Origin of the sequence: Pseudomonas sp. M2(2023), assembly GCF_030263955.1 — a bacterium.
In the GTDB taxonomy this organism is placed as follows: domain Bacteria; phylum Pseudomonadota; class Gammaproteobacteria; order Pseudomonadales; family Pseudomonadaceae; genus Aquipseudomonas; species Aquipseudomonas asiatica.
The window spans coordinates 2,431,245-2,445,757 of the sequence record NZ_CP127114.1 but is presented as its reverse complement, the minus strand read 5'-3'; the positions used below and the strand labels follow the sequence as shown (position 1 = coordinate 2,445,757).

The window sequence follows — 14,513 nt, the reverse complement described above, 5'->3', positions numbered from 1 at the left end:
CATGACAATGACCACCGGGGCCGACATCGAGCCCGGTGGTTTTTCACTACCTTACCAATTGTGCGTGTAACTGGCAGTCAATACCGTGCCGGGGGCCGGCAAGTGGCTGGTGTTGTTGTTATTGCGCAGCAACTGGCTGTAGAGCGGGTAGTAGTCGCGGTTGAACAGGTTCTGGATGCCGACGCTCACCTTGTCGTCTGCGGAGATCTGGTACTGGCTGACCAGGTCGACTGTCGTATAACTGCTAACCTGATGTCGACCAAAGCTGTCCACCCCATCGAGCCTGTAGTCCTTGGCATCGAAGAACGTGGCTTGCAAGCGGTTGCTCCAATCCAGGGTCGGCTTGTATTGCACGTAGGCGGTCAGCTTCAGCGGCGGAACGCGATAGCCGGTCATGTCTTGCCAGTCTTTACCGTCCGGTTTTTCTCGTCCGCGCATCCAGGTCGCACTCCCCCCTGCGCCCCACACAGCATCGTCCGACAGCCAATCGGCACTGGCTTCAGCACCGTAGATACGCTCCTTGGTGCGGGTCAGAATCAGGCCATTGTTGAAACTTTGCACATCCCCCAGTTTGGAGGTGGTGTAGAACAGTGCCAGGGTGCCGAGTGTGTTGCTGCCCAGGTCTCCTCGCCAGCCAAGCTCATAGTTGTTGGTCTTGACCGGCTCCAGGTTCGATGCGCCGATGTCGAAGCCACGGCGCGCATTGCGCAGCTGGATGCCCACGTCGGGCAACTGGAAGCCCTGGCTGAAGGAGGCGTAGATTTCCTGGCCAAGTACCGGCGAGTAGACGATGCCCAGGTTCGACAGCACCGCATCGTAATGAATGTCGCCACCCTTCACCGCCACCGGGGAGGCAGACGTGGATTCGGACAACGGAACGAAGTCATCGAATTCGGCGGTGGAGTATTCGTAGCGCAGGCCGCCGTCGACCGACCAATGCTCGTCGAAGCGATGCTGCAGCTGGGCGAAGGCACCGGCGCTTCGCGTCCTCAGCGGGGGCATGTACGTGAGCTTGCCAGTCTTGTCGAAAACCAGGCCGCCACTGGCGTCATAAGCCGCCGGGTCGAAGACATCGAGCGGCATGTCGCTGCGCTCCTGGTTATAGTCACCACCCCACACCAGTTCGGTACTGCCGCTGTCACCAATCGGCGTGCGCAGGGTCAGGCGGCTTCCGAAGACTTCGCTGTTTTGCATGATCTGGTCAACATTGCCGCCGCGGGTAGCAACGGCACGGGCATCGAACGGGGTGAAGCGTGTGAAGTAGTCCCGGTAGTACATCTGGGCAGAAAGCCGGCTGCCGAGGATGTCGAGATTTTCATACTCCAGGTTCACCAGCGTGTTGCGAATGCGGTTCTGCTCGTCAAGATCCAGGCCCTTGATCGCATTGGCCGGCACAGAGCCTGCAGGGAGTTTCGCGACGCTTGGGTCGGTAGCGTAATCGGTGTCCTGGCGGGCATCGTAGTGGCTGACTGCAAGCTGCACTCGCTGGTTCTCGTCAATGTGCAGCCCCAGCTTGCCGCCAATGTTGTAGATGTTCGAATCGAACAGGTCGCCTTGGCTTGGCTCCGGGGCAATCCGGTCACCGTGCGCATCGTACGAGGCACCGATATGGCGGGTACCGAAGTCGAACGAGTAGTCCACCGCACCCTGAGAGCCCGCGAAATATTGCTGGAACTGCCCCCCCAGGCCATCGCTGCCAAGGCGGGTCAGCGGCGAGGTCGCGCTCAGGCTGGTTTCGGCGCGGTTTTCACCCCCCGCGGGCCGTGTGGTAATGGAGATGATGCCCCCCGTGGCGCCGCTGCCGTAGATGGCGCTGCTGCCACGAATGACTTCGACCCGTTCGATCAGTGCCGGGTCGATGTTGGCCAGGTTGCGCGAGGAGTCGCGGTTGGTATTGAGCGGCACCCCGTCGACCATGACCAGCATGCTGCGCCCGCGCAGGGTCTGGCCATACTCGGTGACGGTGCGGCTGGAGTCGGACATGCCGGGAACCGCCTTGGCCAGTACCGTAGCCAGGCTCTCTGACCCCTGACGCAGCTCCTGCAGTTGTTCATGCTCGAGAATGGTGGATTGCCGCGTTGCGGAAACCAGGCTGCTGCTGGTGCGCGAGGCGGTGATTTCCATCTGCGCCATTTCCACGGGTCCGCTCTGGATTCCAGCACTTGATGCAGGGGCACCCTGCGCGACGATGACGAACGTGCGCTCATCCTTGGCCTGTACCTGCAAGCCACTGTCCTTGAGCAGTGTTTGAAGTGCTTCCTCGGGTGTGAACCGCCCCTTCACCGCAGGCGCGTTTCGGCCTGCACCAAGATCGCTGGCGAAGATGATCTGTACCGAAGATTGCTGTGCGAGTGCGTTGATGGCATCGCCCAGCGGTGCGGCGGGGAGATCCACGTTCACCTTTTCCCGGCCCTGGGCCGACATTGCGATGAGCAGGCTACTGGCAAGCAATGACAGGCGTAGCTGGCGACTGCGGAGGGGAAAATGCACTTCTCGAGTTCCTTTTTGTGGTTGGGCTTTTTCAGTAGCCGCCATGGGGATCGAGAAACCCTACCTGCGCCTGAGAATTATTTTCTTGTCGGTTTGCGTTGAATCCGGACACTGCCGTCCCCTACCTGCAGCACGGCGACAGGCAGAATGCTGGGGAGCAGATCCAGTAGCAGGTCGACATTGCGCGCTTCGAACACCCCCGTCACCTTGAGTGCGGCCAGGCTTGGGTCGCTCAGCTCGATGGGGGCCTTGCGATAGTGGCGCAACAACGACACCGCTTCATCCAGCGGCGTCTGCTCGAACACGATGCGATCATCTTTCCATGCCATCGCCTTGGAGGCGTCAGCCTTTGCAACCGGCATCAGTTGCCCGCCAATCGAGTCGACCTGTTGCCCTGGCGTCAGGGTGACAGGCGCCTGTGCTGCAGCAGCGGTGACGTCCACGCGCCCACGGGCCAGGGTCACACGCACCGCGTCGTTATCCAGCCGGCGGACATTGAACAGCGTACCGAGCACCTCGACTTTCGCGATGCCAGCGGACACTACGAAGGGGCGGTACACGGCCGAGGACACATCGAAAAGCACCTGCCCTGCGCGCAGGTCGACTTCGCGGCTGAGCAGACGCCAACTGATATCGACATGCGTGCCACTGTCGAGCAGCAGCTTGCTTCCATCGCTCAGCAGCACAGCGCGCCGCTCACCAATGGCGGTAGAGAAACGCTCGCTCTTGTAGGCTGGGTTCAGCCACGCCAGGGCCGCAAAGGCGATCGCAACCGCTAGTGTGATACCGGCCGACTTCACCGCTTTGGAGGGCGCTGACCTGGACGGCGGCATGGGGAACAGCTGCTTGAGCTCTTCACGATGTCGCCCCAGTGCCTCGTCCAATGGCACCTGTTCGGGCTGCTTGGTCATGGATGCACCTCATCGCGCCCAAGCCGTTGCCTGCACGCCGCCAACCCCAGGCGCAGATGCTTTTCCACAGTCTTGAGGGAAATACCGAGGCGCGCAGCGACTTCTGCCTGGGGGATTTCGTGAATCTTGTGCATGACGAAAACAGCCTGGCAGCGTGGTGGGAGATCAGCGATAGCGTTGACGAGCAGTTGAAACTCGCGCGCGCTGTCATACCTGGTCACCGGGGTGGCTGCCGGGCAGGCCACCTCTGGCAGCTCGGAAATTGCCTCTACCCAGGCGCCTCGGCGGCGATCGCTACGATAGCGGCTCACGGCGGTGTCGTGGGAGATTTTTCGTAGCAGGGCCAGTGGGGTTCTGACGTCTTCTTTCTCACCGCGCTCAAGCAACTGCACACACACGTCATGCACTACATCGCGCGCCACGCTTCTGTCGCCGAAGCGTCGGCGAATGTGGTCCACCAGCTCGTCATAGTGACGGACCAATGTAGACAGCAGCGACGGTTTGGCGGGATCGAACGACACGATGCATCCTGGATAAGAGGTAGGCCTCGAAAACAAGACACAAGTGTAAATGAGAAATAATTGCGAATAAACAAGCTACTGCATCGAGCCATGCTAAACCGAGAGAGGGCGAGGAATGGTCAGACCGTTGGCAATGGCACTGGCTTCCAGCTTTGCACGCTCCGCATCCAGAAACACATAGGCGGCTTGCAGCGTGTTGATCTTCGCTTGAATTTCGGCCATCTTGCCGGCTACCAACATCGCGCCTTGGGCGCAATCGATCGTGTTACCGCGCTTGGCCGCAAGGATGTCGCCAATCTCGGCGAGCGAAAAACCGCCACTCTGGGCACTTTGAATAAAGGCCAGGTCAACAACGGTCTGGTCGCTGTAGCTGCGGTAATTGTTGGCTTGGCGATGGGCCACGATAAGCCCGAGTTGCTCGTAATAACGCAATGTATGGCGGCCCACCCCACTCCGGCGCTCCAACTCTCCGACATTCACGATAAAAATTCCTTGACTGTAGAGTAGGCTCTACACCTTAGCCTGCGCCGATCATCCAGACAAGGATTCAGATATGAGCGTGGAATGCTTCGTCACTGGCGGCAGTGGGTTTGTGGGTCAACATCTGCTGGCCCATCTTACCGCGACAGGGCACAAGACCTGGGTGCTCATGCGCAACCCTGCAAACATCGAACGCCTCAAAGAGCAGGTAGGCCAGCTGGGAGGTAATCCCGCCTATTTAAACGCAGTTGAAGGAGACATCAGCAGGGATGGGCTTGGACTCAGCGAAGCAGACAGGCAATGCGTAACTTCGGCCGCGGTGGTCTTTCACCTCGCGGCGCAGTTTACCTGGGGCCTTACAATGGAACAGGCCCGCGCAGTCAACGTACAAGGGGCGCTGAGGGTCGCCAGGCTTGCGGCGAGCCAGCGTATCCGCTTGCTAATGGCTGGCGGTTATATGCTGCAGAACCTTACCCATCTTGCAAGTATCGGGGTTGATAACGCGCACCCTGAAAACACCAATTGGCCTGCAGTATATGGCCGTGTCGGGGGCTACGAAGGCAGCAAGCTGGAGTCCCATTTCGCAGTCATCCGTTACATGCAGGAGGTAGGCGCAGATTACTCGATCGTTCATCCTGCTACGGTATGTGGTCACAGCGAGAGTGGGCATATCCCTGAAGGTCAACCTCTGGTGGACCTCATCAGAAACCTGGCACTGGGCCGGTTCAAGGCTGTCCCCGGTTCCGCCAGGCACTGGTTGCCGCTGGTCAGCGTTGATTACCTGGTAAAGATGATGACGTGCGTGGCGTTCGACCCATCAATGGTCAACCGGCAGGTCCTGGCGCTGTATGAGTACACGCCGAACCTGCAGGGTATGCTTGAGCAAATGGCACAAACGCTGGATATAGAGCCCCCCCGCCGCCATGTACCCATAGGGTTGCTGAAGTGGCTGTTGGCGATTCCAGGACTGGCCAACCGATTATCGATCAGCGCGGAGTCACTGAACTTCATCCAGACGCAGCGGTTCGACATGAACGACAGCCAGCAACTGGAACGAAAGTATCAGTTGGCCCATCCCGACATGACGCGAACTTTGGAAAAGACGGTGCGCTACGTTGAGGGCTACTTGCCCAATCGTCATGTTCATACTTCTGCATATCCTGCCGGAAGATAACAAACGGGTTCTGACAGAACGCGTGATTCTGTCGAACATTCCAGCAACTTCGGTGTTATATTGTTGCACATGAACCGATTGGTTACTTTCTGACCGTCCGGTTAGCTAAAGCGTGTCGACGCTCAACTTGGTCTTTAGGGAAAAAGGCGTGTGAATTGACGTGAAGCGTGACATCCACCTCGTTGTGCTACTGCTATCGGTCATCGGTTGTTCTCTCGCCTCGCTAACGCTGTGGAAGGTCATGGCTTCTCGCGAGCGTGCCCTGGAAGACATCAATGTCCATGGCCTTAACCTGACCCAGGCATTGTCCACCTATTCGGAAGGTATTGTCCGTCAGAGCTCAATGCTGCTGCTCGGGCTGGTCGAGCGCCTGGAAACCGAGGGCTCGGGACCTGCGCAGATCGAGCGGCTGGATCAACTGGTCAAGCGCCAGCAACCATTGATGCCGCCAATGAGCGGTATCATGATCTACGCCAGGGACGGACGCTGGCTGATGTCGTCCAACCAGCCGACCCCCGTCGGTGCCAACAGCAGCGACCGCGCCTTTTTCATACACCATCGTGACGACCCGTCCCGCGACCCTTTCATCGGCCTGCCAATCCGTAGCCGCGTCAACCAGGAATGGGTGATCACCATCAGCCGGCGGTTCAACGATGACCATGGCGAATTCGCCGGCGTTGTCGCCATGACGCTTGGCGTGGAGAACTTCCTGCAGCTATTCGGCAAACTCGATGTCGGCCATGAGGGTGCCATCGGGCTGGCCTATACCGACGGTTCCATGCTGGTGCGCTACCCGTTTCGGGAACAGGACATGGGGCGCAACTTTTCGAAGTCGCCCATCTTTACCAAGTATCTCGTCGACCAGTCAGCAGGCACTGCATCGTTCACCTCCAGCCTGGACGGCGTGGAGCGCCTCTATGCGTTTCGCAAGAGCGACAAGCTACCTTTGGTGACAACGGTCGCGCTGGGCAAGCAGGAGGCACTCTCGGCCTGGCGGCTCGAGGCGCTGCTGTCAACGCTGGTGGTCGCTGTGCTGCTGGCACTGACCGGGGCCATTGGCTGGCTGTTGATTCGCGCCATGAGCCGGCGAAATGCGGTCGAAAGCGAGCTTCGACTGACCCAGCAACGGCTACTCGACAGCAACCAGCAGCTCGAGAGCCTGGCGATGCACGATGCGCTCACGGGGCTTGCCAACCGGCGCTGCTTTGACGAAGCGCTGACTCAGGAAATCCGCACGGCCCATCGCAATGGCACCACGCTGGCTTTGCTGATGATCGACATCGATCATTTCAAACCCTACAACGACACCTACGGGCATCCGGCGGGCGATGCCTGCCTGCAGCAGATAGCCTCCCTGCTCTCTTCCTGCATTCGCCGCCCTCGCGACCTGCTGGCACGCTACGGGGGTGAGGAAATGGCGGTAATCCTGCCCGATACCGACAACGATGGAGCGGCCGTCGTCGCCAGGCTGATGCTCGAGCGCCTGGCCTTGCAAGCCATCCCTCACAACGGCAGCCCATTCGGACACATAACCGCCAGTATCGGCATCGCCTGCTCCGAAGGTACGGCCCTGGACAGCGCGCCATCACTGATTGAGCGCGCCGACCGGGCGCTCTATATCGCCAAGCAGGCCGGCCGCAATCGCCTCCATGTCGACCGGGCGAAGACATAAAGCCAAATAACAAGGAATGTATAAATGCAATCTCATTTCAGCAAAGGCTTGCTCTTTGCACTCTGCGCCGCTGCACTGAATGCAACGATCGGTGTACTCAGCAAGGTATTGATGAACAGTGGATTCAGCTCCAGCAGCATCGCCCTGATAAAAACAGTCCTCGGCTGCCTGTTGCTGTCAGCACTGCTACTGTTCCTCAAGCGGCCACTGCATACGGCCAAATGGTTCCATGCCGCCGTTTGCGCCTTTCTCGGCATTTTTGTGCTGTTCCACTTTGAGACTTCGGCCTATAGCCATTACGCCGCGGCAGGCGTCGTGGTGATCCTGATGGCAAGCGCCTCCATTTCTTCGATATTACTGGGACGGATAGTCCTCAAGGATCCAATCACCGCCAATGCGACAGTAGGCGCCGGTTTGACCATAGCTGGTATTGCCGTGATTTTTGGAGCCGACCTGGACCAAGGCTTCACGCTGCAAGGCGCAATGCTTGCTGCGACTGGGGGCTGCGGCTACGGTGCATTTTCAGTTGCCATGAAGCGCATGGGCGTTTCCGGGGGGCTGCATTTCACTCGGCAACTCTTGTTTTTCGGCAGCCTCTACCTGCTGATGCCGGCTGCAACCGATGGGTTCATCATTGGTGAACTGTCGCCGGGAGCGGTCCTGGCATTGCTGGCGCTGGCTGCGTTGCCGACTATCCTCGGCTTCTTCTGTACCACCAAGGCCATCGAGTACCTGAAACCCTCGCAAGTCCAGGCGCTGGAGCTGACCGAGCCGCTGTTTGCCGCACTGCTGGCGTTCGTGGTGCTCAATGAAGTACCGCGGGACACGTTGTACCTGGGGGCCGGGCTGATTCTCTTCGGCCTGTGCTTCTCCAATGAGCTGATCCGACTTGGCAAGAAAGCGCCACAGCCGTCCAAAGCATGAAACGCGTGCGAGCAAGCACCTCGAGGCATGCATGCTCGCACGGCCGCATTACCAGATCGCAATATCGTAGGTCAGGTAGATCCGGTTGCTGTCGCGCCCTCGGGAAAAGTCAGAGCGGTAGACGTAGTTGCGAAGCTTCACACCCAGACCTTTCACAGGCCCGGATTGCACCACGTAGGCAAGCTCCACATCACGCTCCCACTCGCTGAGCCCGGCTTCACCGGAACGACCGTTGTCCCCGCTCAGGTAACGCGCCATGAAGGTCAGCCCGGGCACACCGGCCGCTGCAAAGTTGTAGGCGTAGCTCGCCATCCAGGTTTTCTCTTCCTCCTCGATGAACTTGCCTATGCCAACGTTACTGAACGAGTAAACCGTCGCGCCGCTGATGTACGGCAGCCCTGCCTCGCCGTCGAGCACCTGGTAACCGGCACCGACAGTGTGCCCGGAGTGGGTATAGGACAACTGCCCGCTGAACATGTCATTGTCGATCTGGCCGCCATGAGCGGCTCCGCTGTCGCGGCTCTTGAAATAGCGCAAGTCGGTGGTGAACACCCCTCCACCCAACGGCAGGTCGTGTACCAGGCCGGCATAGTCCTGGCGATAGAAGTGTTCGAGCTGGCCGTGGAAATAGCTCAGGCGCAGCTGCTTGCTGACGGCATAGTCGGCCCCGGCAAAGTTGAAATCGCCAGACTCGCCGCCACCATAACCATCCAGGAACAGACCGGTGCTGTCCGAGGAGTCCCGCTGCTTGAAGCGGTCCAGGTGGCCGGCGGTCAGGGTCAGGCCATCGACATCGGTACTGGTCAGCTGCGTACCCTGGTAGGTCTGAGGCAACAATCGTGCATCGTTGTACACCAACACCGGTGTCTTGGGCAGCAAGGTGCCATGCTTGACGATGGTCTGCCCCAGTCGCGCTTTGGCGGTTACCCCGGCACTGGCGAACTCGTCCGCGGCACGGCCATCGTCATGCACCGGCAGCAAGCCGGTACCGCTGCGGCCGCGGCCCGAATCCAGCCGTACGCCTACAAGCCCCAGGGCATCGAGCCCCAGGCCCAGCGGGCCTTGGGTGAACCCTGATTGGTAGTCGAGCAGAAAACCCTGCGCCCATTCCACCCGCTCGCTCTTTGCAGTTGCAGCAGCGCGGGCGCTCATGCCTTGTTCGTCGCGGAAGTTTTCGTTGAAGTAAACGTTGCGCAGCTGCAGCTTGAGCTTGCCGTCGTCGATGAATCCGGCAGCGCCGGCCACAGGCAGCCAGCCGCAGAGCAGGCCACAGGTGGCCCGGCGGAAAACAGTTCGGGACATTTTCGATACTCTGTTGTTGTTCTTGGATGAGGTGGGCGCCAGCGGCGCCCGAAGCAGATCAGACGAAGAAGGACAAGGCACCCGTGACCAAGGCCAGTGCGGTGATGACCAGTGATGTCAGCACCGCCCATTTCACGGTGGCCTTCTGGAAGTCGCCGATGTCGCGATCGACCATGCCCACCAGCAGCAAGGTCGAGGCCACCAGCGGGCTCATCAGGTGCACTGGCTGCCCCAGCACCGAGGCGCGGGCGATTTCAACCGGGTCGATGCCGTAGGCGGCCGCAGCGTTGGCAAGGATCGGCACCACGCCAAAGTAGTAAGCGTCGTTGGACAGTACGAAGGTCAGCGGCATGCTGGTCAGCGCCACCACCAGCGGGAACCAGTGGCTCCACGCCTCGGGAATCCAGTCGACCAGGGTCTGAGCCAGCGCATCGACCATCTTGGTACCCGAGAAGATCCCCGCGAAGATGCCTGCGGCGAATACCAGCAGTACCACTGTCATGGCATTGCCAGAATGGGCGAGGATGCGCTCTTTCTGCAGATCCAGCTGCGGGTAGTTGATCATCAGCGCCGCGACGAAACCGATCATGAACAACAGTGCGGAATGCATTACGCCCATCACCAGCGCTGCCATGACGGCAATCACCAGCACCAGGTTCACATACGCCAGGCGTGGGCGCTTATGTGGGCTCTCGCCGAGGATTTCCTTGATGTAGCAGTTGCCGCCACCCGACTCCAGGGCGATGTTACCGATGCGTCGGCGCTCGGCGCGGCCCAGCAGGAACGCGGTGAACACTACCCAGGCCGCACCGCCGATCACGGTCGGCAGCATCGGGATGAAATACTCGGTCGCATCCAGCCCGAGCGCGGCAATGGCCCGGGTGGCCGGCCCACCCCAAGGGCTCATGCCACTCATGATGCTCAGCGACAGCATGGATACCGTGGCCAGGATCATCGGGTTCATGCCGATGCGCTTGTACAGCGGCAGCATGGCCGCGCAGGTGATCATGTAGGTGGTGGTGCCGTCACCGTCGAGCGCCACCAGCAGCGACAGCAGCGCGGTACCGATGGCGATCTTGACCGGGTCGCCATTGACGCGCTTGAGGATCTTGCGGATCAGCGGGTCGAACAGGCCGGCATCGATCATCAGGCCGAAGAACAGGATGGCGAACAACAACAGGGCCGCCGAGGGCGCCACCATTTTCAAGCCATCGAGCATCATCTTGCCCAGCTCGGGGGCGAAGCCGCCGATCACTGCAAAGACAATGGGTACCACGGTGAGCGCAACGATTGGCGACAGGCGTTTGCTCATGATCAGGTAGGTGAAGGTCACCACCATGATCAGGCCCAGGAGTGCGAGCATGGTCTTTTCTCTTGTTTTTATTCTATTGCGGCCATCGGCAAGGCAGACGGCCCCCTACCCCACTCGGCATCGCAGGGATGCTGAGTGGGATTCTAAGTCAACTATGGAAGGTGAAGAGGCTTTTCAGCCGTGATGCCGAGGCTCGGCAGACCAGTCGGCCTGCGCAATATCCGCCTCGTCCGGTGCAGCCGGAATGCCGTTCAGGCGGCGCAGCAAGGTTTCCCGCTCACAGGCATTCTCCGACAGCGAGATGACCACCGTGGCCACGGCATTGCTGGCCAGGCTGGTCAGGGCACGCGCCTCGGACATGAAGCGATCGATGCCGATCAGCAAGGCAAGCCCTGCCAACGGGATGTCGTGAATGACGGTCAAGGTCGAAGCCAGCGCAACGAAACCACTACCGGTCACACCCGCCGCGCCTTTTGACGACAACAGCATGATTGCCAGCATCGTCACCGTCTGGCCAAGGCTCAGGTCGATGTTGCAAGCTTGAGCGATGAAGACCGCCGCCAACGACAGGTAGATGGCAGTACCGTCGAGGTTGAAGGAGTAACCGGTTGGCAGTACCAGCCCGACCACACCTTTCTTGCAGCCCAGTTTCTCCAGCTTTTCCAGCATGCGCGGCAGTACAGGCTCGGTGGACGAGGTGCCGAGCACCACCAGAAACTCCTCGCGGAAATAGCGCAGCAGCTTCCACAAGCTGAAGCCATGGGCACGGCAGATGCCGCCAAGCACCACCAGCACGAAAAACGCACAGGCGATGTAGAGCGTACCGACCAGCTTGGCCAGTGCACCCAGGGACGTCACGCCATACTGCCCGACGGTGAAGGCCAGGGCACCGAAGGCGCCGACCGGTGCGAAACGCATCAGGTAGCCAAAGATGCGAAACACCATGGTCGAAGCAGACTCCAGCACATCGAGTACCGGCTTGCCCTTCTCGCCCATCGAAGACAAGGCGAAGCCGCTGAGCACCGCGATGAACAGCACTGGCAACACTTCACCCTTGTTGAACGCCCCGATGAACGTGTCGGGAATGATATGCATGAAGAAGTCGACCACGCTGAGCTTCGCCGCAGATGCGGCGTACTGGCCGAGCCCCGCAGTGCTGAGAGTGGCAGGGTCGATGTTCATGCCGACACCAGGGCGGAACAGGTATACCGCTGCCAGGCCGATCATCAGGCTGATGACAGTCAATACCAGAAACAGCAGCAAGGTCTTGCTCATCAAACGCCCGAGGGAGCGCTTGTCGGTCATCCCGGCGATACCGGTGACGATGGTGCAGAAGACCACCGGCGCGATCATCATCTTGATCAGCTTGATGAACGCATCACCCAGAGGCTTGAGCGCAACGGCCTGTTGCGCCCAGAAGTGACCGACCACCACGCCCAGCAGGACGGCGCAGAGGATCTGGAAGTACAGCGATTTGGCGAGTCTCATGAGGCATCACCCATTGTTGAAATTGTGCGGATGCGCTTGTTGCGAATGTACAGGTCTGGACTACCGCCTGGGCCTACCCCGCCAACCTGCGGAATGTAGGCGCGTAAACGAAGCCTGAGAACAACCGCCGGGCAGTTCGCACCACAGAGGCCTGAATCGTCTTGCCATCTGCGCCACTGCGCGACAGCGCGACATCGATACCGCCACTTGGATGTTCCAGACGCACTTCGGTCAACTGCACGGCGCCCTCGCCCAGCAGATCGCCGATCACCGTACCTGGGCTGACGCAGGCAGTCGCCAGCCCTATCGCTCCGGTGATGGCCAAGGCGCGGTGGCAGTTGTGCGGCATGAAGTAGCGAACCTGCAACGTGCCGTCATAACGGGGCTTGGACACCAGCACAGGCTTGGGGATGACCATGCCGCTGACATCACCCAGGCCCATGGCCTTGCCGGCCTTCAGGCGCAACGCCTCGAGGCGCTCGAGCAGTTCGCCGTTGGCGTCGAGTTCGGCCGGGGATTCCGAGCCGGTGACGCCCAGCTGGCTGGCTTCCACCACCATCATCGGCATGGCCATGTCGATGCAGGTGACTGCAACGCCGTCAATCACATCCTTGGCCTTGCCAGTCGGGAACAGTTTGCCGGTCTTGCTGCCGACCGCATCGAGGAAGGTCAGGTGTACCGGGGCGGCAGTGCCCGGTACGCCATCGATCGCCGTGCGGCCTTCATAGCGCACGATGCCGCCGGGGGTTTCCACCAGCGAATTGACGAAAGTGCCGGTGTTGAGGTTGCGAATACGCACCAGCGTCTTGCCGTCCTGGCCTTTGACAAGACCTTGCTCAATGGCGAACGGGCCAACGGCGCACAGCATGTTGCCGCAGTTGGGCGCGGTATCGACCCGGCGCTGGGCGACCATGACCTGCACGAACAGGTAGTCGACGTCGGCGTCGGCATGCAGCGAGGGGCTGACAATCGCTACCTTGCTGGTCTGCGGGCTACCGCCACCGATGCCGTCGATTTCCAGTTCATGCCCGGAACCCATCAGGTTGATCAGCAATTCGTCGCGTTCGACCACATTGGCAGGAAGGTCCCATGCATGGAAAAAGGGGCCCTTGGAGGTGCCACCGCGCATGAGTACGCAAGGAATTCGTTGCATGATTTCGCACTCTTGTTGATCAATGGACATCATTGATGCTGTGGACAAAAGATTGACAGGGATGGATAAATCAATCCAATGCAAATATCGTAGTTATTGTTCCGATTTAAGCATCAATACCGAACCCAATGCCAAGAGCGATCCGAGATGGAATATGAGCTGCAAGACATACGATCTTTCGTGAAAATCGCCGAACTCGGCAGCTTCCACGAAGCCGCAGAAGCGCTGCACCTGTCCCAGCCCGCCTTGAGCCGACGGATCAAGAAGCTCGAGGAAGGCTTGGGCACTTCGTTGCTGGAACGCACTACTCGTCGGGTCAGCCTGACCAGCGTCGGGCGTGACTTCCTGCCCAAGGCCAGGCGCCTGCTGGATGACTTCGAAGACTCGATCCTGAGCATTCGCGAACTCGCAGAACGACAGACCGGCCAGGTAACCCTCGCCTGTATTCCGACCGCAGCGTTCTATTTCCTGCCATCGGTGATCCGCGACTACAACGAGCAATACCCCAAGATTCGCATTCGTCTGCTGGACCTCAGTGCCAACGACGGGCTCGAAGCCGTGCTGCGGGGTGAAGCCGATTTCGGCATCAACATGATGAGTGGCCAGCACCCGGACATCGAGTTCGTCTCCTTGGTACAGGAGCACTTCGTGCTGGCCTGCCGCAGGGACCACAAGCTGGCGAACCGTGAGGCCGTCACCTGGACAGAACTGGCCGACTACCGCCTGATCGGCGTAGGCCGGCTTAGCGGTAACCGGATGCTGCTGGACCATGCCCTGTCCGGGCTCAACCTGCGGCCCAAGTGGTTCTATGAGGTTCAGCACCTGTCCACTTCGCTGGGCATGGTCGAGGCCGGGCTGGGCGTGTCGGCCATGCCCAGCCTGGCCATGCCCAGCGCCGACCACCCGACGCTGGTCAGCGTGCCGCTGATCGAGCCCCAGGTAACCCGCACCCTGGGGTTGGTCTACCGCAGAGGGGCGTCGCTGTCGCCGGCAGCGGAGAAGTTCGTGTCGATCCTGCTGGACAAGTGGCCCAACCGTTGAACGAAATGCCTTGCTTCCGGCTCGGCACGGCGCAGGGGAAATACG

12 protein-coding genes are annotated in these 14,513 nt (G+C 60.1%); 4 read left to right on the top strand and 8 right to left on the bottom strand.

What is annotated here, in order from left to right:
- Positions 1-51 precede the first annotated feature (51 nt).
- The 4 genes from QN085_RS11295 to QN085_RS11280 form a co-directional block, all read right to left on the bottom strand.
- On the bottom strand, positions 52-2,490 hold the full coding sequence (locus tag QN085_RS11295; RefSeq protein ID WP_031324216.1) for a TonB-dependent receptor: 2,439 nt from the start codon (positions 2,488-2,490) through the stop codon (positions 52-54).
- A 77-nt stretch (positions 2,491-2,567) separates the two neighbouring features.
- Positions 2,568-3,401: a FecR family protein gene (locus QN085_RS11290; protein WP_013972240.1), complete on the bottom strand. Its 834-nt coding sequence runs from the start codon at positions 3,399-3,401 to the stop codon at positions 2,568-2,570.
- Positions 3,398-3,922 (bottom strand): RNA polymerase sigma factor, encoded by a 525-nt coding sequence (locus tag QN085_RS11285; RefSeq protein ID WP_015270088.1) that lies wholly within the window; start codon positions 3,920-3,922, stop codon positions 3,398-3,400. The genes QN085_RS11290 and QN085_RS11285 overlap by 4 nt, the downstream gene beginning before the upstream one ends.
- 93 nt (positions 3,923-4,015) lie before the next feature.
- Positions 4,016-4,402, bottom strand: a complete 387-nt coding sequence (locus tag QN085_RS11280; protein ID WP_023660557.1) for a MerR family transcriptional regulator — start codon at positions 4,400-4,402, stop codon at positions 4,016-4,018.
- Positions 4,403-4,475: 73 nt separating this feature from the next.
- Here QN085_RS11280 and QN085_RS11275 point away from each other — a divergent pair, with 73 nt between their 5' ends.
- The 3 genes from QN085_RS11275 (at position 4,476) to QN085_RS11265 (ending at position 8,172) form a co-directional block, all read left to right on the top strand.
- On the top strand, positions 4,476-5,576 hold the full coding sequence (locus QN085_RS11275) for an SDR family oxidoreductase (RefSeq protein ID WP_023660556.1): 1,101 nt from the start codon (positions 4,476-4,478) through the stop codon (positions 5,574-5,576).
- 160 nt (positions 5,577-5,736) lie between these two features.
- Positions 5,737-7,248: a sensor domain-containing diguanylate cyclase gene (locus QN085_RS11270; protein ID WP_023660555.1), complete on the top strand. Its 1,512-nt coding sequence runs from the start codon at positions 5,737-5,739 to the stop codon at positions 7,246-7,248.
- 24 nt (positions 7,249-7,272) lie between these two features.
- Positions 7,273-8,172 carry a DMT family transporter gene (locus QN085_RS11265; protein ID WP_023660554.1) on the top strand — a complete coding sequence of 300 codons (900 nt, stop codon included), beginning with the start codon at positions 7,273-7,275 and terminating at the stop codon, positions 8,170-8,172.
- A 48-nt stretch (positions 8,173-8,220) separates the two neighbouring features.
- Here the strand turns inward: QN085_RS11265 and QN085_RS11260 are convergent, their stop codons facing one another.
- The 4 genes from QN085_RS11260 to QN085_RS11245 all read right to left on the bottom strand — a co-directional run bounded on the left by QN085_RS11260 (position 8,221) and on the right by QN085_RS11245 (position 13,427).
- Positions 8,221-9,474 carry an OprD family porin gene (locus QN085_RS11260; RefSeq protein WP_015270083.1) on the bottom strand — a complete coding sequence of 418 codons (1,254 nt, stop codon included), beginning with the start codon at positions 9,472-9,474 and terminating at the stop codon, positions 8,221-8,223.
- A 58-nt stretch (positions 9,475-9,532) separates the two neighbouring features.
- Complete coding sequence (locus QN085_RS11255) at positions 9,533-10,837, bottom strand: CitMHS family transporter (RefSeq protein ID WP_013972233.1); 1,305 nt, start codon at positions 10,835-10,837, stop codon at positions 9,533-9,535.
- Positions 10,838-10,960: 123 nt separating this feature from the next.
- The gene (gene dctA, locus QN085_RS11250) at positions 10,961-12,274 is read right to left on the bottom strand and encodes a C4-dicarboxylate transporter DctA (protein WP_003256769.1); all 1,314 of its coding nucleotides are present in this window, start codon (positions 12,272-12,274) and stop codon (positions 10,961-10,963) included.
- Between the two features lie 73 nt (positions 12,275-12,347).
- Positions 12,348-13,427 carry a 4-oxalomesaconate tautomerase gene (locus tag QN085_RS11245; RefSeq protein WP_015270082.1) on the bottom strand — a complete coding sequence of 360 codons (1,080 nt, stop codon included), beginning with the start codon at positions 13,425-13,427 and terminating at the stop codon, positions 12,348-12,350.
- Positions 13,428-13,574: 147 nt separating this feature from the next.
- On the opposite strand from QN085_RS11245, the gene QN085_RS11240 reads away from it, so the two are divergent.
- A complete protein-coding gene (locus QN085_RS11240; protein ID WP_013972231.1) occupies positions 13,575-14,468 on the top strand; it encodes a LysR family transcriptional regulator in 894 nt (297 codons plus the stop codon).
- Positions 14,469-14,513: the final 45 nt, after the last annotated feature.

Excerpts from the sequence above, each read along its gene's own strand:
- QN085_RS11290 (WP_013972240.1), bottom strand. The coding sequence starts at position 3,401 with ATGACCAAGCAGCCCGAACAGGTGCCATTGGACGAGGCACTGGGGCGA.
- QN085_RS11275 (WP_023660556.1), top strand. The coding sequence starts at position 4,476 with ATGAGCGTGGAATGCTTCGTCACTGGCGGCAGTGGGTTTGTGGGTCAA.
- QN085_RS11265 (WP_023660554.1), top strand. The coding sequence starts at position 7,273 with ATGCAATCTCATTTCAGCAAAGGCTTGCTCTTTGCACTCTGCGCCGCT.
- QN085_RS11260 (WP_015270083.1), bottom strand. The coding sequence starts at position 9,474 with ATGTCCCGAACTGTTTTCCGCCGGGCCACCTGTGGCCTGCTCTGCGGC.
- QN085_RS11255 (WP_013972233.1), bottom strand. The coding sequence starts at position 10,837 with ATGCTCGCACTCCTGGGCCTGATCATGGTGGTGACCTTCACCTACCTG.
- dctA (WP_003256769.1), bottom strand. The coding sequence starts at position 12,274 with ATGAGACTCGCCAAATCGCTGTACTTCCAGATCCTCTGCGCCGTCCTG.
- QN085_RS11245 (WP_015270082.1), bottom strand. The coding sequence starts at position 13,427 with ATGCAACGAATTCCTTGCGTACTCATGCGCGGTGGCACCTCCAAGGGC.
- QN085_RS11240 (WP_013972231.1), top strand. The coding sequence starts at position 13,575 with ATGGAATATGAGCTGCAAGACATACGATCTTTCGTGAAAATCGCCGAA.